Genomic DNA, 26,299 nt, shown 5'->3' with positions numbered 1-26,299 from the left:
TCCTTAAAAAACGATAGTATCATGAAATGCTTTTTAAGCCTACTACTTATTTTATTTTCACTTACAGCTTCTTCTGTGCTTTCTGCCCAGACTACTGTTACCACTGAGCCAACAGGAACAGAAAATATAGCCTATAAATGGGGTAAAATGGCCTTGGACGCAACGGCTTCAGATACTGAAAAATTTAAACCCCGCCCTACCATAACATCAAGATATTTGGGACTGATTTTCATATCAATTTTCGACGCGTGGTCTCGCTATGATAAAAGTGCAATTCCCGTTTACTTAAGCAAGGTCCACAGAAGGCCACTTGATGAACAGATTTTGCGGAACAAGGAAATAGCGATTAGTTACGCCGCTTTTGGCACGATGAAAGAATATTACTATTCTGATACCGAAATGTTTAAAAAGTTTATGAGGGAATTGGGGCTGGACCCTAATAACAGGTCTCTGGACCCGAATACGCCAGAAGGTATCGGAAACTTAGCCGCACGGGCAGTTATTGAAGCAAGAAAGAAAGATGGGAGCAATCAATACGGTGACGTAGCCGGTTCAAATGGCGAGCCCTATTTTGATTACACCAATTATAGTCCCATTAATTCAGCTGATGAAAACAAGGATATTAATCGATGGCAACCAAAATATTTTTCGGATGGCAAAGGAGGTCAATACGCTCCAGGCTGTCTTACCCCTTATTGGCAATTAGTAAAACCAATAGCACTAGAATCTGCAGATCAATTCCGGCCGGGACCACCTCCCATGGTCGGCTCCGAACAACTAAAAAAAGAAGTTAAAGAAGTAATTGAACTTCAAGCGAACCTTACGGATGAAGATAAAGCGTTGGTAGAATTTATGCGTGATGGACCCCAATCCGTACAACAAGCGGGGCATTGGTTAAAGTTCGCTCAGGATGTTTCCCGTAGAGATAAGCATACATTAGATAAAGATGTAAAATTATATTTCTTGACCGAAATTACCGCAATGGATGCCTTTATAGCATCATGGGATTCCAAAATGTTCTATGATTATGCTAGACCTTACGCATTGGTTCATGACTACTATCAAGACCAAATCATAGAAGCATGGGGAGGGCCGGGCAAGGGAACCATTAAAATGAAGGGGCAAAAATGGCGGCCGTACTCACCGGATGTTTTCCTATGTCCGCCTTTTCCAAGTTATACTTCTGGGCATAGCACAATTAGCGGGGCCTGTGGAGAAGCATTGCGTCTGTTCACTGGTGATGATTATTTTGGAGAGAAAGTAGAATTGATTCCTGGTTCCCTTACAGAAACGGATGCTGAACACTTTGGAGAACCTGTTATAATAACATTTCCAACATTTACCGAAGCAGCAAATATGGCCGGTATGTCAAGGGTAATGGGCGGATACCACATTCAAGCCGATAATGTCGCTGGATTGGAATTAGGTAGAAATGTAGCCACTGAAACTTGGAAGTTTTACAATAAACATCTAGGAAATGGGATGAATTAATTCAAACGCCTGTTTCGCAATTTCTAATTCCTCATTTGTAGGCACGACCAAAATCTTTACCCGGGAGTCTTCATGCTGTATTTCCTGAATACCATCGGTACGTTTTTGATTCTTTTTTAAATCGATTTTAATTCCTAGGCCATCCATATTTTCGCAGACCATGGCACGGAGTAAACTGGAATTTTCACCGATACCCGCTGTAAATAACAGGGCATCAACACCATTAAGGACCGCTATATAACTACCAATAAATTTCTTGATACGATAGGCCATCATATCCAGTGCCAATTGACAGTCTTGGTTGCCGTTTGCTGCTTGTGTTTGTACGTCCCTTAAATCGGAATATCCTGTAATTCCTAACAGGCCGCTTTGCTTTTGCAACAGCTCGTTTGCTTCTTGGGAAGACATTTTAAGACTGTCCATCAGGAAAAAAACTACGGATTGGTCAATATCACCACTTCGTGTTCCCATTAGGGGTCCGTTGGTGGGTCCAAAACCTAAGGAATGGTCCACACTCTTTCCATCTTTAACAGCGGTGATACTACAGCCATTTCCTAAGTGAATGCTTATTATTCTAGAAGCTGATGTGTTCAGATAATCAATAGCCTTTTCAGAAACATAGTGGTGACTTGTGCCATGAAAACCATATACCCGAATATGCTCCCTATCGGCAAGCGCTTTGGGTATGGCATAGCGGTACGCTTTTTCGGGAAGCGTTTGATGAAAGGCCGTATCAAACACAGCAACTTGAACGGCGTTCTTAAAGATTTCTGCCGCTACTTTTATTCCTGTGGCGTTAGCGGGATTGTGTAAGGGCGCCAATATTGACAAACGTTCAATTTCGGCAAGCACGGATGCATCAATCTTGGCAGGTTTATTAAAACGGTCCCCACCATGTACCACACGGTGGGCGACTAGAGCAATTTCTTCCGCTGTTTTCAATACCCCATTATCCGCATCCATCAAAAGCGTTGTTATTGCTTCTAATCCTTCCTTATGACTAAAAACCGCTTTTTCCTCGGACAACGAAATAGCCTTGGTTGTGTAATGTATCTTCGCGTTGTTGTGCCCAATACGTTCTACCAGACCTTTACAAATAATTATTTCGGAAGGCATTTCAATAATCTGAAACTTAATGGACGAACTACCTGAATTTAAGACCAGTATCTGCATAGGATTTTAACTTTCTTGTGCTTGGATGGCGGTAACGATTACCGTGTTAAAAACATCGTCCACGGAACAACCGCGGCTTAAATCGTTTACCGGTTTATTAAGTCCTTGAAGCATTGGCCCAATAGCTAGGGCACCTGTTTCTCGCTGCACGGCCTTATAGGTGTTGTTCCCCGTATTCAAATCCGGAAATATGAGTACAGAGGCCTGTCCGGCCACCAAAGAATCCGGCAACTTACTTTTACCTACCAAGGGGTCTACTGCAGCATCATATTGTATGGGACCCTCTATCTGTAAACTAGGATGTTCACTTTTTACGATTTCGGTTGCCTTTCTTACCTTGTCTACATCTTCGCCCTTTCCAGAACTTCCTGAGGAGTAGGATAGCATGGCGATTTTTGCTTTAATACCAAATCTTTCGGCAGAAGCAGCTGAAGAGATTGCAATTTCAGCCAATTGCTCCGCCGTTGGGTTAGGGTTTATGGCGCAATCACCGAAGACGGACACCCTATTTTCTAAACACATAAAAAATACGGAAGAAACTACCTTTATGCCCGGTTTGGTCTTCACGAATTGTAACGCGGGCCTTATGGTATGCTGGGTGGTATGTACGGCACCGGACACCATTCCGTCCGCATGTCCTTGATACACCATCATAGTCCCAAAATAAGAGACATCTAGCATGGTGTCCCTTGCGACGTCCATATTGACCCCTTTGTGCTTTCTAAGTTCACAAAAGGTTTCCGCATAATTTTCAAAGTTTGGAGAGCGTGCCGGGTCAATACAATTAAGGTGAGAAATATCTATCCCCAATTGCATGGCCTTTTTCTCTATTTTTTCTGGATCTCCCAAAAGCGTTATCTCTACGATTCCTAAACCGCTTAGTTCACTAGCTGCTTCCAATATGCGTGCGTCCTCTCCCTCTGGCAATACAATGTGCTTCTTTTGTGTCTTGGCCCGTTGTAGTAGATTGTATTGAAACATTCTTGGTGTAATGCTTTTGGGTTCAAACGTTTTTAAGCGTTCTAGCAATAACTCACCATTAATGTGGGTGTTGAAAAGTGCTATTGATGTAGCGATCTTTTGCTTACTTTTCGCATAGATCTTTGATTTAATATTACCTACGGAATTGGTAGTCTCAAAAGTCCCCTGCTGCACGGAGATGATAGGAACATGGGTTTCAAAACCCTCCAAAAGCTTTATGATAGATGGTTCCGGTAAAATGCCTCCGGTAAGCACAATACCAGAGATGGTAGGATAATTATCCGAAAGGTTGGCCTGCAACGCACCAAGAATGATATCCGACCGATCTCCCGGGGTAATGACCAAACTATTATCCCTAAGATGCGTTAAGTAATTGTGTAACTGCATGGCCCCTACTCCAAAACTTCCCGTCTGGTTATCTAAATTCTCTTTTCCAAAAAGCACTTTCCCATCAAGGGATTCTAAAATCTCGTGTAATGTTGGGTGCGATAGATTTTTAACCCTCGGAACTGTAAACGGAATCGTTTTATCCTTCAATTCTTCAAGTAGCCTTTTGTGAACCACATCCGTATTTTCCGGACGCACTTTATTGGCCACTACCCCTAGAATTTCTATTCCTTTTTGAATATAAGTATTTACCGCAGATTCTAGATTTCCACAAAACTCTTCAAGAGCTTTACCCTTAGCATTATCTATTAAAATAACGGGCGTGCCCAGATTTTTTGCAATATCAATGTTCAAATCAAATTCGATAATACTACCGTCACTAGAAAAATCACTTCCTTCTACAAGAATAAAATCAAACCTTTCTTCCAGCTGTTTGAACTTTGCGATAATAATGTCTAGAATATCCCCTTGTCTACCATCATTGAACATATCTACGACCTGACTTTGCGTTAAAGCATAAGCATCTTCGGCATTAATATCCAAATCAAAATGAGAGATTACCGTGTTGATATGATTGTCAATTTTTCCTTTCGCCACATCATCAATAACAGGTCTGAAATAGCCTACTTTAGCCATCTTACCTAGCAAAAGTTGCATTAAACCAAGAACAACTAAAGATTTACCGCTGTGGGATTCTAATGTGGCAACATAAAGGGCTTTTGTCATTATTCGAAGGTACTGATTTGAAAAAATAAAGATATGGTTTTTGCCACACTGAAGTACAACAATCAGAATCAAAACAAGTAAAAAGCCTATAGGTAATTAAAGCTAGTAGATTTATATATTTGATTACCTACTACTATTTTACATCTACTACGGACGCATTCAAGTTTTCAAAAATTTGCCGTTTCTCCTCTAAAGTAAACTCTTTGGAAGCAAACCATTCATGTATTTTAATTTTTTCATTTTCTATTTGAGCATTCCTAATAGCTTGTAAGGAAACGATATGCCAATGCGTACCCTTTTTTCTGGAAACGGAATAACCTACATCTTCTATGATGTAGGATGGTTTAGGTCTATTCACCAATCGTACTCCATTTTTTAAAACGGCCAAAGTTTCGGTAAGTGCCACAACCTCCGAAAAAGAATACCGTGCAAAATCATCGAACCCGTCTTTGGCAACATTATAGACTTTATCTCCTATCTTAAGTTTATCCATATATAAAAAAGATGCTAAACTAAAAACAGTGTAGGGTTCTTGGAAGAAAGACCGCACTTACTTATTCACAAAATTTGTAAAGTCAAGATTTCTGGGTATTAGCCCATACCTTTCATGGTAAGCAAGGTAGTAGACCAGACAATGACCGACGAAAAGAATATTCCGATAGCATTGGCCGCAAAAGCTTTTTTCTTCTCTATTTTGAACAAATAACTAGCGATACTACCGGCGTATACTCCAGTTCCTGGCACAGGGAGCATCACAAAGAAAATAAGGCCATAAAAGCCGTATTTTTTGATTTTATCTCCAGAGCCAACTTTTGCTTTTCTGGCCACGTAAATTGCAGATTTTTTGTAAAAATCCCATTTAAGCATTGACTTGTTCAGGTATTTTAAAAAAAAGTGCATAATTGGGAATACCAATAAATTAGCCACAAAACATACTAGGAATACAGCATAACTATTCACCCCTTTTAAAAGACCATAGGGAATACCCACCTTAGCTTCTCCAAAAGGGGAAATACTCCACAATGCAGCTATTATAAGATCAAGTATCACTAGTGTTGTTTTAAGAATCGGTAAAATTACGTCTCAAATCACTTAAAACAGCTTATAAAATCATAAATAATCTTTAAAAGAAACCGTGTATAGCCAATACTTTTAAATTCCCTATTTTAGAACTATAGACAGTACAGTAGTATTCCACCTAATTCGCTTGACATGAAAAAAAATAATTCTAGAAGATCTTTCTTAAAAAAAGCATCACTCACCTCCGCTGCGCTAACAGCATCACCTTTTATTCTTACTTCACAAGAGGATGAAAAAATACTGATTTCAAGAAAATATAATGCTCTGGATTACACAGCGAACGACCATATTAATCTTGCATTAATCGGGGCCGGAATTCAAGGGATATATGATACGCAAGCAGCACTTGGAGTTCAAGGTGTTAAGCTAGTTGCGGCCTGTGACCTCTATTTAGGAAGACTTGACAGGGCGAAAGAGTTGTGGGGAGATGCCATCTTTGTAACGCAGGACTACAGAAAAATTTTAGAAAGAAAAGATATTGACGCTGTTATTGTAGCAACACCAGACCACTGGCACCAAAAGATTACAATCGACGCACTAAATGCAGGGAAACACGTCTATTGTGAAAAACCGATGGTACAAAAATTTGAAGAAGGCCAGGCCATTATCGAGGCTCAGATGAAAAGTGGAAAAATATGTCAGGTAGGTAGTCAAGGAATGTCGTCCTTAGGAAACGAAAAGGCAAAACAGTTATATGAGGATGGCGCCATAGGCGATATTGTTATGCTCGATATGTACAACGACCGTTATTCCGCAGAAGGTGCATGGCAGTATCCCATTCCGCCAGATGCCAATAAAACCACCATAGATTATGATACTTTTTTGGGCTCAGCACCTAAAGTACCTTATGAGCTAAAACGCTTTTTTAGATGGAGGAATTATCAGGATTATGGCACGGGTGTCGCCGGTGATTTATTCGTTCATGCCTTTTCCACATTAAACCACGTAATTAGTTCACACGGACCAAATAGGGCACTCGCCACAGGTGGCCTACGCTACTGGAAAGACGGAAGAGATGTACCCGACGTGACCATTACCCTTTATGATTATCCCAAAACGGAAACACATGCGGCATTCAATGCAGCTTTTAGAATAAACTTCATTGCTGGAAACGGCGGGGGAGGCGGTTTTAAGTTAATTGGCACGGAAGGTGAAATGGAGGTAGGCCAGAATCAGGTTAAATTAACCCGTTCTAAGCTAGGCAGAGTCCCCGGAAGCTACTCCCTTATTGCCTATACGGAAGAAACGCAAGAGAAAATCAAAACCGCTTATGGCAATAAAAATTTAGAGTCACGGAAGAACAACCTAAGTACGGGCACTACCACTTGGGAGGCTCCCCAAAATTATAAGGGAGGCCATTATGACCATTTCAACAACTTCTTTACGGCTATTCGCACTAACGGAGCGGTAATACAAGACCCTACCTTTGGTCTTAGAGCTGCTGGGGCGGCACTACTTGCAAACGAGAGTTATTTTAAAAACAGACCGGTAGATTGGGACCCAACAAAAATGAAATTGTTATAGCATCAGATTTTAAATGTGACCACCGGTAAAACGGAATGATTGGCTACATCTTCACCAATACTTCCCATGAAGAAGTGGGATAGCCCTTTACGACCATGGGTGGGTATTCCTATAAGGTCCGCATTACTCATCGCGGCAAAATTGAGAATTCCACGCTCTACATTATAGTCGTTGTAAATCGCTATCAACACATCATGGCCAACAGTACTACAGAACGAGGCTATTTTCTCTTGAATTTCCGCAGTACTTAAAAAGTCATCTCCTAGAGTATTAACGTATACCAATTTCAATTCTGCTGAAAAAGTATCGGCTATATATTTTGCACGTTGAAAAGCATGTATGTTTTCCTCCTTTAAATCACAGGCGAAGACCATTTCTTTTGGACTAAAATGTTCCATTTTGGTTTTAATGACCATGACCGGAATATCCGAATGGCGCACTACCTTTTCGGTATTTGACCCAATGAAGATCTCTTTTAACCCATCACTTCCCGTACTACCCATGACAATTAAGTCCGCATCATGATCTTCCGCCACCTGACTTACTTCACTGAATACCTTAAAATGTTTTATGATGGGCACCACTTTAATAGGCTGTAAATAGGTTTTGTCTAAAAAATCGCCTAATCTTTTCTCGGCAAGTTTAATTAGAAATACGGTCTGTTCAGGATGAAAACCTTCACTCGAAGATAAAATAGCCTCGTTCAGTTCTAACATATGCAGCGCATAGACCGTTGCGTCATTTTTTTCTGCAATACTAGCGGCCACCTGTAGGGCATTATCCGATTGGTCCGAGAAATCTATAGGAACAATTATGTTTTTCATAGGTCAATTATTTAAAATTAGATGGTCATAGAAAATAATCGCGTTTCCGGTTTTCTTTCATGAAGTTTACGGTCAAATGCCATACAAATATTGCGTATAAAGGGTTGGCCTGCTTCATTTACCCTAAGTTGTCTCGGCGTTATCTCTATTAATCCGTCACGCTCCAGTTCGTTCAATTCATCCAAAACAAAGGGTAAGTCGGCAAAAAACATCTCCTCGTTAAACCAGGAGGTTTCAAAATTGCACATGAGATTAAGGATATGTTTTCGTATTACTTGGTCTTCCTTGGTAAGAAGATGGCCCTTGAAAATTGGAATTACATTATTTGCCACCAAGTGTTGGTACTCTTCCACACTTTTTACATTTTGAGCGAAGCCGTACCAACTATCGCTAATACTTGAGGCACCTAGACCTATCATCAATTTTGTTTTAGAGGCCGTATATCCCATAAAATTTCGGTGCAATCTTCCTTCAACGGAAGATGCATACAAACTATCTGTTTTTAAGGCGAAATGATCCATACCCACTTCCTCATAACCCAAATAGCCTAGCAAGTTCTTACCGTCTTCATATTGTTTACGTTTTTCTTCTGGTGATGGTAAATCGGAATCCTTATACCCTCTTTGTCCATTTCCCTTTAGCCAAGGTACATGAGCGTAGCTGTAAAAGGCCAATCTATCGGGCATTAAGGATTTTGTCTTCAGTATAGTTTTAGCCACATGGGCCATGGTTTGATGTGGCAGACCAAAAATGATATCATGGACTACGGAGGTATATCCTATCTCTATTGCCCAATTCGTTACGTTAGCTACATTCTCAAAAGGCTGTACCCTATTGATGGCTTTTTGAACAGTTTCGTTGTAATCCTGTACGCCATAACTGACGCGCTTAAAGCCTACGTCATATAATGCCTGTAAATGCTCCTTCGTGGTATTATTTGGATGTCCTTCAAAACTAAACTCATAATTTTCTGCTCTATCTGCCTTTTTAAAGATTTCGTTGATGAGCAATTTTAGATTCTCGGGACTAAAAAAAGTTGGTGTCCCCCCACCCAAATGAAGTTCCTTGACCTTGGGTTTTTCTTCAAGGAGGTCCAAATAGAGAGACCATTCCTTTAAAAGCGATTTAATATAGGGCAACTCTACATCGTGTCTTTTTGTAATTCTTTTATGACAGCCACAAAAAGTGCACATATTCTCGCAAAAAGGTAGATGAATATATAAACTTATCCCTTCTTTAGAATTGGACACCCTAAAGCTCCTTTGTACTGATGCCGACCACTTCTTACCGGAAAACTCCTTTACGTTCCAGTAAGGTACCGTTGGATAACTTGTATATCTGGGTCCGGGAACATTGTATTTTTGAACAAGGCTGCACATAAGACTATAAGATTTTATACAAATCTATAAGCTCCCCGCATCAGAAAATATGATAAATGTCATGTAGCCCAAACCTTTATAATACTAAGTCCTATTCTTTAGTCCTAAAGAAAATAGCCGTAATATCTTTTCAAGGGTTAACCCACCTGCTAAAATTTAATACGTTTCCTTTAACCATTTGTACGGCTTACGGTTAATCCATAAGCCTCTGGTAAAGTCCGGAAAATCTTGAGGTTCACCATTATTGGCAAGGGAAAGTTCCGAAAGCGGTGTTACCGCACTCCAGGCTGCCGCATCATAGGCATCCATAGGTGGGGCAATGTTGGCTTTGGCAGATTCAACGAAAGAATTCAATACAAAGAAGTCCATTCCGCCATGTCCTGCATCCAGAGCATATTCACCGTACTTTTTCCATAAAGGATGATCATACTTGTTTAACCAATCGGTAGCCTCGTCCCATTGGTGCGATTCCGATTTACCTTCTACATAGATTCTATTACCATCAACCTCCCATAATCCGTTAGCACCTTGCACTCTAAACCCTAAGGAATAGGGTCTAGGTAAATTACAATCGTGGGTAATAATTATCGTTTCTCCGTTTGCGGTATCTATGGTAGTCGTAATAACATCTCCTTGCTTAAACTTAACCTTAGCGTTTGGGTGGTCCTTTCCACCAACTTGAACAATGTAGTTGTGCAGACCAATTGCTTTCGTAGCATGCGATGTTAAGGACATAAATCTATTGCCACGGTTTATATCTGCCATTACCGCAATAGGACCCAACCCATGCGTGGGATATACATCGGCGTTTCTCTTTACGGAGTGATGGGTACGCCATTTAGATTCTGAAATTCCCTTTTCACCAAATTCTGCCCCTTTGCCGTAGGCAGTTTTTCCGTCATTTAACTTTACGTGGCGTAAATCATGTTGATACCCGCATCTAAAATGCACCAGTTCGCCAAAAACATTCCCTTTCACCATATTAAGAACGGCCAAGATGTCCCTTCTATAATTTACATTCTCGAGAATCATTAAATGTGAACCAGTGGCCTCGTGCGTATTGACCAAATCCCAACACTCTTCCATGGTGTTTGAAGCTGAAACCTCGACCCCGGTATATTTACCCGCTTTCATGGAGTCTACCGCCATACGTGTGTGCCATAACCAAGGTGTAGAAATCACCACAGCGTCTACCTCCTTAAGCTCCAATAGGTTCCTATAGTCATAATCGTTCGCTCCAAATATCAAGGGTTCTTTTGCTCCTTCTTTTGTGATAAGGTCTTTCGCAATGGAAATCCTCTTTGGGTCAATATCGCAAATAGCCACCACGTTGATATCTTTACGAAGCAACAAGTTTTGAAGATGGTTCGTTCCTCTTAATCCAACTCCTATCAAGGCTACATTCAATTTATCAGCTGGACTATAAAGTTTGCTCGCAAAGCTTGGAACCGCAAATAAACCTGCTCCTGCGATCGATGTATTTCTGATAAAATTTCGTCTCGTACCCATATTAAAACAGTGTTGTTGGTTTGGATTAGTAAATTATGAAAAACTTAGGAATCCTTTTACAAGATTACCCTAATTTCGTTGCCGTACAACCAAAATAAAATTGATTTAGCCAAGCAATTCTTATTTTTGCACCCTAAAACAGTAACCATGACACTACTTTTAATGGCTGCCGGAAGCGGTAGCAGATATGGAAAATTAAAACAGTTTGACGAGTTAGGACCAAAGGAGGAATTCCTCATGGAATTTGCCATCTATGACGCCATCAAAAATGATTTCAGTCAGATTGTCGTCATTACGAAAGCGGCTAATGTCACTTTCTTGAACGACTACCTCAGCGCCCGACTCCCTAAAAACATTAGATTAGATGTTCTAGCACAGGAAATTACGGATTTACCTTCCGGGGTTACCTTTACCGGGGAGCGTAAAAAACCTTGGGGTACCGCACATGCCGTATGGACGGCAAGAAACGTAATAAACGGACCTTTTGTAGTCATCAATGCCGATGATTTTTATGGGCAATCTGCCTACAAAAAGGCAGCTGATTTTATGAAATCTAATGAAAATGACTATTGCCTATTGGGCTATACCTTAAAAGACACCTTATCTGAACATGGATCGGTTTCAAGAGGTGTCTGTAAAGTTTCAGGTGATAATTTACTTTCGGTAGAAGAGCGATTAAAATTGATTCAAAAAGGCGATGTTATTCTTGATGAAGACACGGGGTTAGAATTTTCGGGAGAGGAGCAGGCCAGTATGAATTTTTGGGTCTGTAGAGCATCGATTTTTGACAAAATAGAATCCGAGTTCAGAATCTTCTTAAAGGACGAGGACCGTATAGCAAACAGCGAACTTTATATTCCGCTAATGATCCAAGAAATGCTCCAGGGCAAGGAAATAAACGTAAAATGTATCCCTTCCGGTAGTGAATGGTTCGGCGTTACCTATGCCAGCGACAAGGAGAAGGCTATGGAAAGTCTTCTGAAAAAAACCAAGGAAGGTCAGTACACATCTCCCTTATGGAATTAGAGAATAGTAATTATACCCTAGAAGAATTACATATTGTTCTAGGGTATTTTTCTATTGACGCGGCTTCTTTTCATGTGAAGACCTTAACTGACGGGTATATCAATGACACCTTTCTGGTATCCAAAACCGATAGACCCCTATACATTTTACAACGTATCAACCATACTATTTTCGCGGATATTGATGGTTTAATGCAAAACGTATCAAGCGCTCTTAAGGTACTCAATGCTCGTGACTACATTCAAATAAAGCTTGTCTCGACACCCTCCGGCCAATACCATATCAAAGTTATGAATGGATACTGGCGTTTAATGACTTTTATTCCGAATAGCACTACATTTAATACGACTACCAAAACTACAATAGCTTTTGAAGCAGGGCGAATAGTGGGGAAATTCCATGATTTGTTACAACATGAAAAACCTTCGGCATATGCTAATACTATTCCTAGATTTCATGATTTATCCTATAGGTCCGCTGCGTTTAAAAATGCCCTCGAAAATGCTCATTCATCTAAACTGGAAATAGCCCAAAACGACATTAATTATGCGCAAATTACCTTACAAAAACTAAGGGCCACTGAAGTCGATAAACTTAAGGTTCGCATTTGCCATAACGATACCAAACTAAACAATATCCTTTTCTCCAAAAAAACCAATAAAGCCCTTTCTTTGATAGACTTGGATACTATTATGAAGGGTTATTTTTTTTATGATTTTGGAGATGCCGTACGCACTATTGTCAATACGGCAGCCGAAGACGAACAGGACCACGGTAAAATTACGTTTGATTTAGATCTCTTTGAAGCTTTTGTAAAGGGCCTCTCGGACAATTCATCTTTTCTCACAAAGGAGGAGTTGAAATCTTTACCTTTAGGAACCGTTTTTATGCCCTTTATCCATGGTTTAAGAGCCTTGACCGATTACTTGAACAATAATAGGTATTATAAAGTTTCTTATGAGAATCAAAATTTAGACCGTTGCAGGAGTCTGTTTTCTTTTTCTGAAAAAGCATGGGGGAATCAGAAAGAAATACAACGTATTCTAGCCAGTCATTTTCCGGCACTACAGGCATAGTGATACCAGAAAAGTTTACCAAACACTTTTCGTAGAATGATAATTATCAAATGAGAATGCCCTAAAAACCTTCCTAAACTAAAAAGAGTCCGATTAATTAAAATCAGACTCTTTTACGAGAACACTATATGAAAATGAAAAATTGTAATTCGCTTTTATTATCATAGTAAAGGTACTTTCTTTCCTTACTATTTTAAACTAATTGTTGTGAACTTGAAGAAAAACGTGGTGAAAACCATCTTTTTTGATATCTAGACATCTTTTGAGCGACATATACCCTTTTTTTACAAAGAGGATACGAAAAAAGCCGATGCGAACATCGGCTTTAACTAACTCAAAAAATATGAACGTATGTTCTGTAGAACAGTTCAAAAGTACGTTCTCTTTATAGGTTCAGTGTTAAAAGAATCTAAGGAGTGTGTTATCTTATTTAAATGCCTGATGCCCCGTAATGTCGGCACCTGTGATTAGAAGGTGAATATCATGAGTCCCCTCATAGGTTATAACACTCTCTAGATTCATCATATGGCGCATGATGCTATATTCTCCTGTTATTCCCATTCCTCCGAGCACTTGTCTTGCCTCGCGGGCAATTTTAATGGCCATGTCCACATTGTTCCTTTTGGCCATGGATATTTGTGCAGTGGTGGCGCTACCTTCATTTTTTAACTGACCTAACCTAAAAGCAAGCAATTGTGCTTTTGTAATCTCCGTAATCATTTCCGCCAGCTTTTTTTGTTGTAGTTGCATAGCCGCTATGGGCTTGCCGAACTGCACTCTTTCCTTTGCATAGCGCAGTGCCGTATCATAACAGTCCATAGCCGCTCCGATAGCCCCCCAAGCAATACCGTACCTTGCAGAATCTAAACATCCCAAAGGAGCACCGAGACCCGTTTTATTCGGTAACAAATTTTCTTTAGGCACCTTAACGTTGTCAAAAATCAACTCTCCCGTGGCAGATGCCCTAAGTGACCATTTGTTATGGGTTTCTGGGGTTGAAAATCCTTCCATTCCTCTTTCTACGATTAAACCGTGTATTCTACCCTCTTCATTTTTGGCCCATACCACGGCAATATCAGCGAAAGGAGAGTTAGATATCCAAAGTTTGGCACCGTTTAAAAGATAATGGTCGCCCATATCCTTGTATTTCGTTTCCATACCGCCTGGGTTAGACCCGTGATTAGGTTCCGTAAGACCAAAACAGCCCATCATCTCTCCGCTCGCTAATTTTGGTAAATATTTTTTTCGCTGCTCCTCCGTACCATAAGTATAAATAGGGTACATCACTAAAGAAGATTGCACGGAAGCGGTAGATCGCACACCGCTATCACCACGTTCAATTTCCTGCATGATAAGTCCGTAACTTATTTGGTCCAAGCCCGCGCCCCCATATTCCTCAGGAATGTAGGGTCCAAATGCCCCTATTTCCGCAAGACCACCTATAATTTGATTAGGGAATTCCGCCTTTTGCGCATATTCCTCTATAATGGGAGAAATGTCTCTCTTTACCCATTGGCGGGCTGCATCCCTAACAAGAAGGTGCTCTTCAGAAAGTAAATCGTCTAGGTTATAATAATCAGGAGCTTCAAATAAATCAGGTCTCATAAGAAATATTTTTATCAAAGGTAATTAAAGAAATATAACGATTCAACGCGCTATTGTTACATTTTTAAATAAAACGCATTGGTCAGCGCTATGTACTCCAACGTGTATTCGCGTCTTTTTATTTCAATATATAACTCCTTGATAGTCGGGTTGACCTTAGTAAAACTAAATTCAAGCAGTGACCTTTTTGTTTTGGATGTACTATTGCCCTTTACATGTAGTATGCGTCTAGGATATAACCCATAGTCATGAGCCAATTCTAAAAATTTCCGCTCTTCCTTATACGGTATAACGACCGAGAAGATGCCCGCCGGTGAAAGAAGTTTTGAAATGCTTGCCACCAATTCGTCAAACGGTAGCGAACTGTTTTGTCTAGCGGTATCCCTAGAAGTGTTTCCACTAGAAACATCCTCTCTGTAAAATGGCGGGTTAGAAACAATTAAATCGTATTTCTCTTCGATTTCATCAACCATTTCATCTAGACCGGCATGATAACAGAAAAGACGATCTCCCCAGGGAGATGCTTCAAAATTATCTACACATTGTTCGTAAGCGTCCGCATCAATTTCTATGGCATCGATAGTGTCGGCATTACTTCTTTGAGCCAGCATTAAGGCAATAAGTCCGGTCCCTGCTCCAATATCCAGAATAGAACTAGGGTTATTCTCTACAGATACCCACGCGCCAAGAAGTACGCCGTCCGTGCCAATTTTCATGGCACAACGGTCTTGATTTACGGTAAAATGCTTAAATTGAAATGGTACATACATACTGCTTGTACTTTGGTTTTCTTTGCCTTTTAGTATTGGCGCTATGCTAAGTTGTATTTCTTTCATAGGCCTGATACTATTAGCGTTACCAAGCACTATATCGCTAAAAAACAACCCTTATCGCCTAAAAAATTCTAGGAGCATCTTGTACTGAAAGGAAATAAAATCTTAAGTACTAGCTTAAGTAAAGTTCAACCAATCCTTCAGGCGTACGTACTTCTATTACTTTTTTAGCTCTATCTACCTTTTTGATGATATCATCGTTCAGAGGGATTAAAAGTTGTTTCCCGTCTTTCAAAACCTCGAACAAAGCTTGAGCGGTAGTATCGTTCACACTCTGGACGATACCGATATCTCCGTGCACATCATCCATCATCGTAAATCCGATAATTTCGTGAAAGTAAAATTTGTTCCCTGTTAACTTGGGTAGTAAGGTAAGCGGTAGGTACAGTTCAGCACCCATGACCCTATCCGCATCAGATTCTGTTTTTACTTCTTCAAAATCTATTCGTAATAAATTGGATTTATGAAGGCGACACCTATCAATAAAAAATGGAACCAGATTATTTCCCAAGGAAATAAAAACCGATTCCATTTTTTCGTAAACTTCAGGGTCGTCCGTATCTAATTTAACAAGTACTTCTCCCTTAAAACTATATTTTGAAACGATTTTGCCTAGGTAGAAACAATCTTCCTTGCGCATCGTTACCTATCTATTCTTCTTCCGAAGTTGCCGCTTCCTCTTTAGGAGCTTCAGTTTCCTCCACCGCAGCTTCAGGAGCTGGGGCTTCTTCTAAGGCCTCCACTTCTTCTTCAGCACTTTCTCCTTCTGGAGTTTCTGGTAATACGGCAGCAGCGGCATCAGCAGCTCTCTTCTCGTTCACTTCCTTTTCAGCTTGTAACGCCTTAGCCTTTGCTTCGGCCTTAGCCTTATCTAAACCACCAACTTTATCCGCAACTGATTTTTCCTTCTCTTCTAACCAAGCATTGAACTTCTCCTCTACTTGCTCATCCGTTAAGGCTCCTTTGCGCAAACCTCCAAGTAAGTGATGCTTCAAAAGCACTCCTTTATAGGAAAGTATTGCCCTAGCCGTATCCGTTGGCTGCGCTCCATTCTGTAACCACTGTACAGAATTATCGACATTCAAATCTATCGTTGCTGGATTGGTGTTAGGATTATAAGTTCCCAATTTTTCCAAGAACTTACCATCTCTTTTTGCTCGTGCATCTGCTGCAACTACCCAATAGAATGGTTTACCTTTTTTACCGTGTCTCTGTAATCTAATTTTTACTGGCATATCACATTAATTTTGTAGGGTGCCCGACCCTTGATTATTAATTCTATCTCTATTATTTCCTAAAAGGGCTGCAAATATAGAACATTCACTTTTATACTTCCCCATATTATGCCTCAAATTTTATCGATTATTGTTAAATAGCCTTAACATTTACGGGAAAAGTCGTTAAACTCATGCTAAACCCCTGTAAATACTCGTGATTTCGACATATTCTATTAATTTAAATAGTGTAGTTATTGATAGTCAATAACACAATTGAACTAAAATGATAAGAGATAAATGAAGTACACAGAAAAAGTATCAAACAGATTAAATGATTTATTAACACGTACATACGATGCGGAAAATGGATACAAACTAGCACAAGACAAAATTGATAATCCGTCCATTAAAAAATTCTTGAACGAAAGAGTGCAACAGCGTTACAATTTTGGGCACGAGTTAAAGGATGAGATAGCCAATTTTGGACAACTGCCAGAAAAAGGAGGAAGTATCAAAGGCGATTTACATAGAACTTGGATGAATTTAACGGCCACGCTCTCAGGAAATGAAACAGAACGAATTTTGGAAGAAGTAGAACGTGGAGAAAAGGCAAGTCTAGAAGAATATAATGCCATACTGAATGACAGCGATATGGTATTACCACCATCCACGGAGAATTTGTTGACGAAGCAGAGAAATGCTATCGAATCAGCATTGAATGTAAGCAAAAGATACGAGGAACTAGTATCCTAGTCGCATCACAGAAAGATTTGAAAAGACCGAGCGAAACGCTCGGTTTTTTTATGCCCTCTATTCCCGATCAATTAACTGGTTCTCCCCCATAACGAGAAGGTTGGTATGTTGCATGACAAGTGTTTTAATTTGCTCGATAACTTTGGGATGATCGTCCGCAACATTGAAGTGCTCTCCTGGATCAATGACCAAGTTATATAGCAAAGGGACCTCGTGCTCTTTGCGTTCACCAAATTGCCCATACGCTCCTTGAGTACGATAATGTGCTTTAAAATCACCTAATCGTACGGCGAACAATTCCGTACCACGATAATACAATATACTGTTTCTAGGGCTAGGTGCACCATTTCTTAAGGTTTCGCTTAAATCTTTCCCGTCTAGTAAAACATCCTTTGGAGTTGGAATATTAGCCATGGTGCTGAACGTAGTAAAAAAATCCAGCGAAGAACCTATATCCGATATTACGGCCGTTTTAATAAGTCCTGGACCCCAAAATACCGTGGGCTCGCGCATACCTCCTTCCCAAGTAGTTCCTTTGCCCGCCCTTAAAGGCCCGGCACTTCCGGCATTATCTTTAAAAGGTAACCAAGGTCCATTATCGGAAGTAAATACGACTATAGTGTTATCTTGAAGACCCTTTGCCTTTAAGGCACTTATTATATTCCCAACCCCATGGTCTATCTCTTCAATTACATCTCCATACAATCCCCGCTTACTTTTACCTAAGAAATCCTCAGAGGCAAAAAGTGGTATATGTGGTAAATTATGCGCTAGATATAAAAAGAAAGGCTTTTCACCTTGATTTTCTATGAAAGCAACAGCTTCATCGGAATATCGCTTTGTTATATTATTTTGATTCGCTGGACGCTCCACTACCTTGTTCCCCCTAAGTAAAGGCACATTAAAATGTTCTGTTTTAATGCTATCATTAGGTTGATTCCAATACTCCTTTCCACTTTTTTTAACAACCCTATCCATGTCATTGGAATATGGAATACCAAAATAGGAGTCGAACCCATTATTGGTCGGTAAGAATTTCTCCTTATGGCCTAAATGCCATTTTCCAATGGCAGCGGTAGTATAACCGGCTTTTTTAAGTTGTTCAGCTAGGGTAATTTCCGAAGCCGGCAAACCATTTTTAGAATTAGGGAACAATACCCTCCTCCCGTTGCTGGCCATGCCGCTACGCACGGGAAGCCGTCCGGTCAGCAGACCAGCCCTGCTGGGTGTACAAACACTTGCAGCAGCGTAGAAATTTGTCCATTTTTGACCCTCGAAGGCCATAGCGTCAAGGTTGGGGGTTTTTATGGATGGATTTCCAAACACCCCAATATCCCCATACCCCAAGTCATCTGCAAAGATGATGATAAAGTTGGGAAGTTTTTCTTGGGGCTCTTGACCATATAAAATGGTGCAACTTATCGCATACAACCATATTGAAAAATGAAATCTGAGGGTGAAACGGTTATTAATTTTCATTTGGTAAAGTTTATATCTTTTCCAAGATAGTCATATTTGTAATTGACTAGGTTAATAACTCTTAGTAACTCCTCTTTTTAGGCCAGTACCTTTTGCTTAATTTTAACCTTGCCTTTTTTATTCTGTTCTACTTCGGAATTGGAAGGCTTTTAAACACTTTGAATATAACATATGTATTTAATCTTTGATACGGAAACCACAGGTCTTCCAAAGCGTTGGGATGCACCCTACACAGATACGGACAACTGGCCCAGATGCATTCAAATCGCTTGGCAGTTGCATGACGATATGGGGCGCCTTGTTGAACATCAAGATTATCTAGTACGCCCAGACGGTTTCAATATTCCGTATGATGCGGAGCAAATACATGGTATCTCTACAGAACTAGCTTCACAGAAGGGCATTTCATTAAGCGAGGTTTTGGAAAAGTTTAATGTGGCTATGTCCAAGACCAAATTTATTGTGGGTCAAAACGTAGGGTTCGATTTAAATATCATGGGAGCGGAATTTCACCGTATGGGCGTTGACAACCCGTTACAAGACCTACCCGTCCTAGATACCTGTACCGAACATATGGCACAACTCTGTCAAATTCCCGGAGGCCGTGGCGGAAAATTTAAGCTACCCACGCTTACCGAACTGCACCAACATCTCTTTGGCAAACCCTTTGGCGAGGCACATAATGCCACTGCCGACGTTGAAGCCACTACGCGATGTTTTTTGGAGTTGGTACGCCTAAGGCAGTACACCACCGAGCAACTAGACGTGCAGCCAGATTATTTTAAGAACTTCTCCGAAGCCAATCCTGAGGAAATACAGCTAATCGGCCTAAAACACATTAACCTAAAAAAGGCCTCTAAAAAAATTGCGGACGCCCTTTGGGAAAAAGATACGGGTGGTGTTTCGCAAGAGGAAATCAACGAGAATATAAAAACACTGGAAGATGCGACCTACGTTCATCTTCACAATCACTCCCAGTTTTCGGTATTACAGTCCACCATCAATATTAAATCACTGGTACAGGCAGCAGCGGATAATCAAATGCCTGCGGTGGGTTTAACGGACCATGCCAATATGATGGGTGCCTTTCATTTTGTAAAGGAAATCAGTGCTCATAATAAAGCGGTAAAGGAAAAAAACAAGGAAGCGGAAGAAACGGGAGCAGAAACGCAACTAAAGGAGATAACCCCGATTATTGGTTGTGAGTTTTTTGTTTGCGAAGACCATACCAACAAAAGTGTAAAGGATTACGGGTATCAAATGGTGCTCTTGGCCAAGAACAAAAAGGGATATCACAACCTCGCCAAAATGTCCTCCATCGCATACACGGACGGGTTTTACTACGTGCCACGAATCGATAAAAAGGTAATTCAGCAGTACAAAGAAGATATCATTGTTCTTACAGGAAATCTTTATGGGGAAGTCCCAAGTAAAGTCTTGAATGTTGGTGAAAACCAAGCAGAAGAGGCACTTCTATGGTGGAAAGCCCAATTTGGAGACGATTTATATATAGAAATGATGCGTCACGGACAGGAAGATGAGGACCGCGTGAACCAGGTCTTGGTGGAGTTTTCCAAAAAGCATGGCGTACAGCTTGTGGCCACTAATAACACCTACTATTGCAACAAGGACGATGCGGAGGCGCACGATATATTACTATGTGTTAAAGACGGCGAAAAACAAGCTACGCCCATAGGCCGTGGTCGCGGATATCGTTATGGCCTGCCCAATCAAGAGTATTACTTTAAATCTCAAGAAGAGATGAAGGAACAGTTCAAAGATGTTCCGGAAGCAATTTTGAACGTACAGGAAATTGTAGATAAGATTGAGCCATTTGAACTGGCACGGGACGTGCTCTTACCTAAATTTGACATCCCCGATGATTTCAAAGACCCCGAGGATGCAATTGATGGCGGTAACCGCGGTGAAAATGCCTATCTAAGGCACATCACTTACGAAGGTGCGAAAAAGCGATATGCAGAGATTACCGAAGAAATACGTGAACGCATCGATTTTGAATTGGACACCATTAAAAATTCAGGATATCCTGGGTATTTCCTGATTACCGAAGATTTTATCAGAGAGGCCAGAAACATGGATGTTTCTGTGGGCCCGGGTCGTGGCTCCGCAGCAGGCTCCGTAGTGGCCTATTGTTTGACCATTACCAATATTGACCCTTTAAAATACGATTTACTTTTTGAGCGTTTCCTGAATCCGGATAGGGTATCCATGCCCGATATTGATATTGATTTTGATGACGAAGGTCGTGGGCGTGTTATGGACTATGTCATTAATAAATACGGCGCCAACCAAGTAGCGCAGATTATCACTTACGGAACCATGGCGGCCAAATCCTCTATCAGGGATACGGCCCGTGTACTGGACCTTCCCTTGGGTGATGCGGATAGGATTGCAAAACTTATTCCCACCATGTCTAAATTAGGGAAGATTTTTGGAAAGTCCGACGCTGAACTGAAGAAGAAATTCCGTGCGGAGGATTTGGAAAAAATCCATCAACTTTTAAACATACATGATGGGGACGACCTTGAAGGTCAGACCCTAAAAATGGCACGAACTTTAGAAGGTTCTGTAAGAAATACAGGAATACACGCTTGTGGGGTAATCATAACACCAGATGACATTACCAATTTTGTGCCCGTAGCAACGGCGAAGGATTCAGACCTATACGTCACACAATTCGATAACTCGGTCGTTGAAAGTGCCGGTCTGTTAAAGATGGATTTTTTGGGCCTTAAAACCTTGACATTGATCAAGGATACCGTCAAAATCGTTAAGGCAAAACATGGTATTGACCTAGTACCGGACGATTTTCCCTTGGATGATAAAAAAACGTATGAACTCTTCCAAAAAGGAGAAACCGTAGGGGTTTTCCAATATGAATCTCCAGGTATGCAAAAACACATGAAGGATTTAAAACCCTCTGTTTTTGACGACCTCATCGCCATGAACGCACTGTACCGACCCGGTCCTATGGAGTATATCCCTAGCTTCATCGCCAGAAAACACGGTGATGAAGAAATAGCGTACGACCTTCCGGACATGGAAGAATATCTCAAAGAAACTTACGGGATTACCGTTTATCAAGAGCAGGTGATGCTCTTGTCACAAAAGTTAGCCGGTTTCTCCAAGGGTGATGCCGATGTACTCCGTAAAGCCATGGGGAAAAAGATATTTGCGGTACTCCAAAAAATGAAACCTCAGTTCTTGGAAGGAGGCGCAGCCAATGGGCACCCTACTGAGGTTCTGGAAAAAATATGGAAAGATTGGGAAGCCTTCGCAGCCTATGCATTTAACAAGAGTCACTCCACTTGCTATGCCTACATTGCCTACCAAACGGCCTATTTAAAAGCCCACTACCCCGCAGAATACATGGCTGCGGTATTGAGTAATAATATGAACGATATTAAACAGGTTACCTTCTTTATGGAAGAATGTAAGCGCATGGGCTTGGACGTTTTAGGACCAGATGTAAACGAATCTTACTATAAGTTTGCGGTAAACAAAGAAGGAGCCGTACGTTTTGGTATGGGGGCCATAAAAGGTGTTGGTCGTTCTGCGGTGGAAACTATCGTGGAACATCGTAAAAAAGATGGGAATTTCCATTCTGTTTTTGATTTGGCCAAGCGCATAGACCTACGTGCCGCCAATAAGAAAGCTTTTGAAAACCTTGCCGTTGCAGGTGGTTTCGATTCTTTTGGGACCACTCATCGAGCCCAATATTTTCACACGGAAGGCGATGGTATCACTTTTTTGGAAAAAGTCATCAAGTCTGCAGCAAAATATCAAGAGAATAAAAATTCTTCCCAGATGGATATGTTCGGAGGAATGAGCGAGGCACAAATCCCTGAACCCATTGTACCGCCATGTGAAGAATGGGGCACCATGGAGAAACTGCGACGGGAGAAAGAAGTGGTAGGTATTTATATTTCCGGACATCCCTTGGATGATTTTAAAACAGAAATAAAGGCGTTCTGCAATGCAGGTATTTCCCATATTAACGACATGGCCAGTTACGTTAACCGAGAGCTCACTTTTGCTGGGGTAATTACAGATGTGCAACATCGTATTTCCAAGAACGGTAAAGGATGGGCCGCCTTTACCATGGAAGATTATACGGACTCATTTGAGTTCCGGATTTTTGGTGAAGAATATTTAAAATTCAGACACTTTCTTATGATAAATTCCTTTGCCTATGTCAAAATTTTCATTCGCGAAGGTTGGGTAAATAGGGAAACAGGTAAGAAAGGGGACCCTAGAATGCAATTTAATAGTTTTATGTTGCTTCAAGATGTTATGGAGACCTACGCCAGAAAGCTTACCATAAAATTAAATATTGACGAATTAAAGGAAGAAGGTATTCATCAATTAAAGGACACCTTGGTTTCCCATAAAGGAAACCACCCCTTGAATTTTGTCATTTATGAAATGGAAGAAGAGATAAAGGTAAATTTATCCAGCAGAAAACAAAAAGTAGAGATTACAAGTGAACTCTTACATATCCTTGAAGAACAAGAGGTGCATTTTAAATTAAACTAAACCAAGGATGCATAGCTATTGGCGCTTGCGATTTTTGGCCAAAAACCTTTTACTCGGCGCACTCCTTTTTTGCCTGTGTCAAATAGATGGGTAGCAACGAATCTGGAAGGTGAAGTAGTCTACGAAGGCGAATGTGATAAGGGACCCGAAGTAACATTAGCGTGTAGTTCCAAAGACTGAATTAGTAGTAGCTATAATACTGCGTAGCCTTAACCTTCCCATACTTTGGGAAGGTTTTTTATTGCCTTTGATTTTCTAAGGAATAACATCATTATTAAAATCAATACCTTGATAGTCAAAACGTATATGTAGTTAGTAAGGAACAAGCAGATTATTTGACTAACTTTGTGTAATCAATAAAAGTAAATTAAAATGGCATTAGAAATAACAGACGCTACTTTCGACGAAGTAGTTTTAAAAAGTGATAAACCCGTAGTAGTAGATTTCTGGGCAGCCTGGTGTGGTCCATGTAGAATGGTAGGCCCTATCATTGATGAAGTAAGCAATGAATATGATGGTAAAGCCGTTGTAGGTAAGGTAGATGTAGATGCCAATCAAGAATTCGCTGCAAAATATGGTGTGCGTAATATTCCTACCGTATTGGTATTTAAAGACGGTGAAATCGTTAGCAGACAGGTCGGCGTATCTCCAAAGAAAGTCTATACAGATGCTATAGATGCCTTATTATAGGGTAAGCACTTAAGAGATAAATAAAAAGAGCTGGCAGCCAATGCTAGCTCTTTTTATTTATAACCCCTACCCCATCCGTTTAGGGTTTAGTTTTTCATATCTTTATTCTTGTGAACTTACAATCAGCATTAAATAAAGCGTCCCTGTTTCAAAACTTGGAGTTACTTGCCAACCAAGTAGTGGAGGGTTTTATAAGTGGTATACACAAAAGTCCCTTCCATGGTTTTTCCGCAGAATTTGCTGAACATAAAATTTACAACAATGGCGAAAGTACCAAGCATATAGATTGGAAACTCTTCGCCAAAAGTGATAAGCTTTATACCAAGCGCTATGAAGAAGAGACCAATCTTCGTTGCCATATGATTTTGGATAATTCCGCCTCCATGTATTTCCCGGAAGTGAAGGAGGTGGGCCTGAATAATTTGAATAAAATTGGCTTTGGAACTTTGTCCATAGCCGCTCTTATGAACGTTCTTAAACGCCAGCGAGATGCCGTAGGCTTAAGCATCTATTCTGATAGTTACAATTACTACGCAGCGGAAAAAGGAAGCGAACGGCATTTTCAAATGCTTCTAGCTAAATTGAATGAAATTAACCAAGTAGCACAAGCACCAAAAGAAACAGCCACCTATACCTATTTACATCAAATAGCGGAAAAAATAAAAAGAAGAAGTCTTATTTTTTTGTTCACCGATATGTTCCAAACCGAAAAATCGGACGATGAGCTTTTTGAAGCTCTACGGCATTTAAAGTATAATAAGCATGAAGTAGTCTTGTTCCATCTTTTGGATAAAAAACATGAACACCATTTCAACTTTGACAATACTCCCAAACGCTTTGTAGATGTAGAGACCGGGGCGCATTTAGACTTGTATGCAGATAATGTAAGAGAAGCCTATGAGGAGGCCATTACCAACTATTTTACCCAGATAAAACTTAAATGTTCACAGTACAGAATTGAATACGTCCCCGTAGACATTAATGCTAGTTTTTCCACTGTTCTGAACACTTTTTTAGTAGAAAGGCAGAAATTCATTTAAGTAAATTAATATTTTAAAAGAAAATGTTTGTGGTATTGGATTAGCAATGTATATTTGCACACGCTAAACGCCACGGTCTGGTAGTTCAGTTGGTTAGAATACCTGCCTGTCACGCAGGGGGTCGCGGGTTCGAGTCCCGTCCAGACCGCAAAAAGCTCTCAAGAAATTGGGAGCTTTTTTATTTCTAGGTTGCACGCAGATTGCACGCGGTTTTATACTTGAACCAACCCAATATTTCTGCTCCACAATCTTCTTTTAGAGCACCATTCTCTAATATATTCAATCTGTCAATGGCACATACTTGTTCTTCGGCCTTAAAACGAATAAAATTTGGTTTTACCGTATGAAGCGAAGGATATAGCAGCAACGAACGAAAAGAATCCCAATATTTGTTGTAAACATATATTCGACGCAAATCGTTGGTCTAGAGCTTGTTGCTACATATGTTTTTCCACTTGGTATCTATCACATAGTTTTTGTTGAATTTTCTTAGAACAATGTTTGGTCTAATTTTAATCCGGTTCCAAAATACTAAAGGATACCATTGTAGCTGATGTATTTAAAAATAGAATATCGCATTTAAGGGAAATGATTCCGGAAAACTAGTTCTATAAAAAAGATGATGATTATGACACATTCAAATTATACGAACAATGTGTTTTTTTAAGGAGCTATAACCATGTAGTTAATATGCTATGGTTTAAAAAATAATATTTTATAGCAACTTGCTAGAAACCCAAAAAGTTTAAAAAGATGATATTTAATTTTTTTAAACTTTAATTATAATCTAAGTTCAAGTCATAAGTGCAACATGCATATTTAAAATACTTGGGGCTAGCCCCAAGTATTTTAGGTTCAATATTTATATTGATCTTGCATGAAACATTACAAACAATTGACCCTATCTCAAAGGTATCAAATTCAGAGTCTTTTACAAGTCGGATTTACT

Annotated in this window: 20 protein-coding genes and 1 tRNA gene; 9 read left to right on the top strand and 12 right to left on the bottom strand. The window is 40.2% G+C overall.

The features are described from left to right. Positions 1-21 precede the first annotated feature (21 nt). Positions 22-1,491 carry a vanadium-dependent haloperoxidase gene (locus BFP77_RS10980; RefSeq protein ID WP_099574075.1) on the top strand — a complete coding sequence of 490 codons (1,470 nt, stop codon included), beginning with the start codon at positions 22-24 and terminating at the stop codon, positions 1,489-1,491. On the opposite strand, the gene BFP77_RS10975 is transcribed toward BFP77_RS10980, so the two are convergent. The 4 genes from BFP77_RS10975 to BFP77_RS10960 form a co-directional block, all read right to left on the bottom strand. Further along, positions 1,471-2,664: an acetate/propionate family kinase gene (locus BFP77_RS10975; RefSeq protein WP_099574074.1), complete on the bottom strand. Its 1,194-nt coding sequence runs from the start codon at positions 2,662-2,664 to the stop codon at positions 1,471-1,473. The genes BFP77_RS10980 and BFP77_RS10975 overlap by 21 nt on opposite strands. Positions 2,665-2,670: 6 nt before the next feature. Further along, the gene (pta, locus tag BFP77_RS10970) at positions 2,671-4,758 is read right to left on the bottom strand and encodes a phosphate acetyltransferase (RefSeq protein ID WP_099574073.1); all 2,088 of its coding nucleotides are present in this window, start codon (positions 4,756-4,758) and stop codon (positions 2,671-2,673) included. Positions 4,759-4,891: 133 nt separating this feature from the next. Then, positions 4,892-5,251: a pyruvate kinase gene (locus BFP77_RS10965; RefSeq protein ID WP_099574072.1), complete on the bottom strand. Its 360-nt coding sequence runs from the start codon at positions 5,249-5,251 to the stop codon at positions 4,892-4,894. 98 nt (positions 5,252-5,349) lie between these two features. Continuing rightward, entirely contained in the window at positions 5,350-5,808 is a 459-nt protein-coding gene (locus tag BFP77_RS10960) for a COG2426 family protein (RefSeq protein ID WP_099574071.1), read from the bottom strand. Between the two features lie 162 nt (positions 5,809-5,970). Between BFP77_RS10960 and BFP77_RS10955 the strand changes: the two genes are divergently transcribed. Continuing rightward, entirely contained in the window at positions 5,971-7,362 is a 1,392-nt protein-coding gene (locus BFP77_RS10955) for a Gfo/Idh/MocA family protein (protein ID WP_099574070.1), read from the top strand. A gap of 2 nt (positions 7,363-7,364) precedes the next feature. Here the strand turns inward: BFP77_RS10955 and BFP77_RS10950 are convergent, their stop codons facing one another. The 3 genes from BFP77_RS10950 to BFP77_RS10940 form a co-directional block, all read right to left on the bottom strand. Further along, positions 7,365-8,186: a universal stress protein gene (locus BFP77_RS10950; protein WP_099574069.1), complete on the bottom strand. Its 822-nt coding sequence runs from the start codon at positions 8,184-8,186 to the stop codon at positions 7,365-7,367. A 17-nt stretch (positions 8,187-8,203) separates the two neighbouring features. Continuing rightward, positions 8,204-9,565: an oxygen-independent coproporphyrinogen III oxidase gene (gene hemN / locus BFP77_RS10945; RefSeq protein ID WP_099574068.1), complete on the bottom strand. Its 1,362-nt coding sequence runs from the start codon at positions 9,563-9,565 to the stop codon at positions 8,204-8,206. Positions 9,566-9,721: 156 nt separating this feature from the next. After that, the gene (locus BFP77_RS10940; RefSeq protein ID WP_099574067.1) at positions 9,722-11,074 is read right to left on the bottom strand and encodes a Gfo/Idh/MocA family protein; all 1,353 of its coding nucleotides are present in this window, start codon (positions 11,072-11,074) and stop codon (positions 9,722-9,724) included. Positions 11,075-11,221: 147 nt separating this feature from the next. Between BFP77_RS10940 and BFP77_RS10935 the strand changes: the two genes are divergently transcribed. Then, complete coding sequence (locus tag BFP77_RS10935) at positions 11,222-12,100, top strand: nucleotidyltransferase family protein (RefSeq protein ID WP_257212942.1); 879 nt, start codon at positions 11,222-11,224, stop codon at positions 12,098-12,100. After that, on the top strand, positions 12,091-13,176 hold the full coding sequence (locus BFP77_RS10930; RefSeq protein ID WP_099574066.1) for a phosphotransferase enzyme family protein: 1,086 nt from the start codon (positions 12,091-12,093) through the stop codon (positions 13,174-13,176). The genes BFP77_RS10935 and BFP77_RS10930 overlap by 10 nt, the downstream gene beginning before the upstream one ends. A 426-nt stretch (positions 13,177-13,602) precedes the next feature. Here the strand turns inward: BFP77_RS10930 and BFP77_RS10925 are convergent, their stop codons facing one another. The 4 genes from BFP77_RS10925 to BFP77_RS10910 form a co-directional block, all read right to left on the bottom strand. Beyond that, positions 13,603-14,781, bottom strand: coding sequence for an acyl-CoA dehydrogenase family protein (locus tag BFP77_RS10925; RefSeq protein WP_099574065.1), 1,179 nt, complete (start codon positions 14,779-14,781; stop codon positions 13,603-13,605). 56 nt (positions 14,782-14,837) lie between these two features. Next, on the bottom strand, positions 14,838-15,551 hold the full coding sequence (locus tag BFP77_RS10920; protein ID WP_099574214.1) for a tRNA1(Val) (adenine(37)-N6)-methyltransferase: 714 nt from the start codon (positions 15,549-15,551) through the stop codon (positions 14,838-14,840). Positions 15,552-15,726: 175 nt separating this feature from the next. Then, a complete protein-coding gene (gene rimM / locus BFP77_RS10915; RefSeq protein WP_099574064.1) occupies positions 15,727-16,254 on the bottom strand; it encodes a ribosome maturation factor RimM in 528 nt (175 codons plus the stop codon). A 10-nt stretch (positions 16,255-16,264) separates the two neighbouring features. Next, the gene (locus tag BFP77_RS10910; protein ID WP_099574063.1) at positions 16,265-16,849 is read right to left on the bottom strand and encodes a 30S ribosomal protein S16; all 585 of its coding nucleotides are present in this window, start codon (positions 16,847-16,849) and stop codon (positions 16,265-16,267) included. Between the two features lie 279 nt (positions 16,850-17,128). Here BFP77_RS10910 and BFP77_RS10905 point away from each other — a divergent pair, with 279 nt between their 5' ends. Further along, a complete protein-coding gene (locus BFP77_RS10905; RefSeq protein WP_099574062.1) occupies positions 17,129-17,584 on the top strand; it encodes a ferritin-like domain-containing protein in 456 nt (151 codons plus the stop codon). 57 nt (positions 17,585-17,641) lie between these two features. Here the strand turns inward: BFP77_RS10905 and BFP77_RS10900 are convergent, their stop codons facing one another. Then, positions 17,642-19,063, bottom strand: coding sequence for a sulfatase family protein (locus BFP77_RS10900; RefSeq protein WP_099574061.1), 1,422 nt, complete (start codon positions 19,061-19,063; stop codon positions 17,642-17,644). 171 nt (positions 19,064-19,234) lie between these two features. Between BFP77_RS10900 and dnaE the strand changes: the two genes are divergently transcribed. The 4 genes from dnaE to BFP77_RS10880 all read left to right on the top strand — a co-directional run bounded on the left by dnaE (position 19,235) and on the right by BFP77_RS10880 (position 25,498). Further along, a complete protein-coding gene (gene dnaE / locus BFP77_RS10895) occupies positions 19,235-23,620 on the top strand; it encodes a DNA polymerase III subunit alpha (RefSeq protein ID WP_099574060.1) in 4,386 nt (1,461 codons plus the stop codon). A gap of 372 nt (positions 23,621-23,992) precedes the next feature. Beyond that, positions 23,993-24,310, top strand: coding sequence for a thioredoxin (gene trxA, locus BFP77_RS10890; protein WP_099574059.1), 318 nt, complete (start codon positions 23,993-23,995; stop codon positions 24,308-24,310). A 110-nt stretch (positions 24,311-24,420) separates the two neighbouring features. Then, on the top strand, positions 24,421-25,350 hold the full coding sequence (locus BFP77_RS10885; RefSeq protein WP_099574058.1) for a DUF58 domain-containing protein: 930 nt from the start codon (positions 24,421-24,423) through the stop codon (positions 25,348-25,350). Between the two features lie 74 nt (positions 25,351-25,424). Continuing rightward, positions 25,425-25,498: transfer RNA gene (locus BFP77_RS10880), tRNA-Asp, on the top strand. Positions 25,499-26,299: the final 801 nt, after the last annotated feature.

Source organism: Maribacter sp. 4U21 (assembly GCF_002742365.1).
Classification (GTDB): domain Bacteria; phylum Bacteroidota; class Bacteroidia; order Flavobacteriales; family Flavobacteriaceae; genus Maribacter.
The sequence above is the reverse complement of the archived record's forward strand: the minus strand, read 5'-3'. Positions and strand labels throughout refer to the sequence as shown.

What these genes read in the sequence shown, in the direction of transcription:
- BFP77_RS10910 (WP_099574063.1), bottom strand. Translation starts at nt 16,849, where the DNA reads ATGCCAGTAAAAATTAGATTACAGAGACACGGTAAAAAAGGTAAACCA.
- BFP77_RS10920 (WP_099574214.1), bottom strand. Translation starts at nt 15,551, where the DNA reads ATGTATGTACCATTTCAATTTAAGCATTTTACCGTAAATCAAGACCGT.
- BFP77_RS10900 (WP_099574061.1), bottom strand. Translation starts at nt 19,063, where the DNA reads ATGAAAATTAATAACCGTTTCACCCTCAGATTTCATTTTTCAATATGG.
- dnaE (WP_099574060.1), top strand. Translation starts at nt 19,235, where the DNA reads ATGTATTTAATCTTTGATACGGAAACCACAGGTCTTCCAAAGCGTTGG.
- BFP77_RS10930 (WP_099574066.1), top strand. Translation starts at nt 12,091, where the DNA reads ATGGAATTAGAGAATAGTAATTATACCCTAGAAGAATTACATATTGTT.
- BFP77_RS10980 (WP_099574075.1), top strand. Translation starts at nt 22, where the DNA reads ATGAAATGCTTTTTAAGCCTACTACTTATTTTATTTTCACTTACAGCT.
- BFP77_RS10935 (WP_257212942.1), top strand. Translation starts at nt 11,222, where the DNA reads ATGACACTACTTTTAATGGCTGCCGGAAGCGGTAGCAGATATGGAAAA.
- rimM (WP_099574064.1), bottom strand. Translation starts at nt 16,254, where the DNA reads ATGCGCAAGGAAGATTGTTTCTACCTAGGCAAAATCGTTTCAAAATAT.
- hemN (WP_099574068.1), bottom strand. Translation starts at nt 9,565, where the DNA reads ATGTGCAGCCTTGTTCAAAAATACAATGTTCCCGGACCCAGATATACA.
- BFP77_RS10940 (WP_099574067.1), bottom strand. Translation starts at nt 11,074, where the DNA reads ATGGGTACGAGACGAAATTTTATCAGAAATACATCGATCGCAGGAGCA.
- BFP77_RS10925 (WP_099574065.1), bottom strand. Translation starts at nt 14,781, where the DNA reads ATGAGACCTGATTTATTTGAAGCTCCTGATTATTATAACCTAGACGAT.
- BFP77_RS10950 (WP_099574069.1), bottom strand. Translation starts at nt 8,186, where the DNA reads ATGAAAAACATAATTGTTCCTATAGATTTCTCGGACCAATCGGATAAT.
- BFP77_RS10905 (WP_099574062.1), top strand. Translation starts at nt 17,129, where the DNA reads ATGAAGTACACAGAAAAAGTATCAAACAGATTAAATGATTTATTAACA.
- trxA (WP_099574059.1), top strand. Translation starts at nt 23,993, where the DNA reads ATGGCATTAGAAATAACAGACGCTACTTTCGACGAAGTAGTTTTAAAA.
- BFP77_RS10955 (WP_099574070.1), top strand. Translation starts at nt 5,971, where the DNA reads ATGAAAAAAAATAATTCTAGAAGATCTTTCTTAAAAAAAGCATCACTC.
- BFP77_RS10965 (WP_099574072.1), bottom strand. Translation starts at nt 5,251, where the DNA reads ATGGATAAACTTAAGATAGGAGATAAAGTCTATAATGTTGCCAAAGAC.
- pta (WP_099574073.1), bottom strand. Translation starts at nt 4,758, where the DNA reads ATGACAAAAGCCCTTTATGTTGCCACATTAGAATCCCACAGCGGTAAA.
- BFP77_RS10975 (WP_099574074.1), bottom strand. Translation starts at nt 2,664, where the DNA reads ATGCAGATACTGGTCTTAAATTCAGGTAGTTCGTCCATTAAGTTTCAG.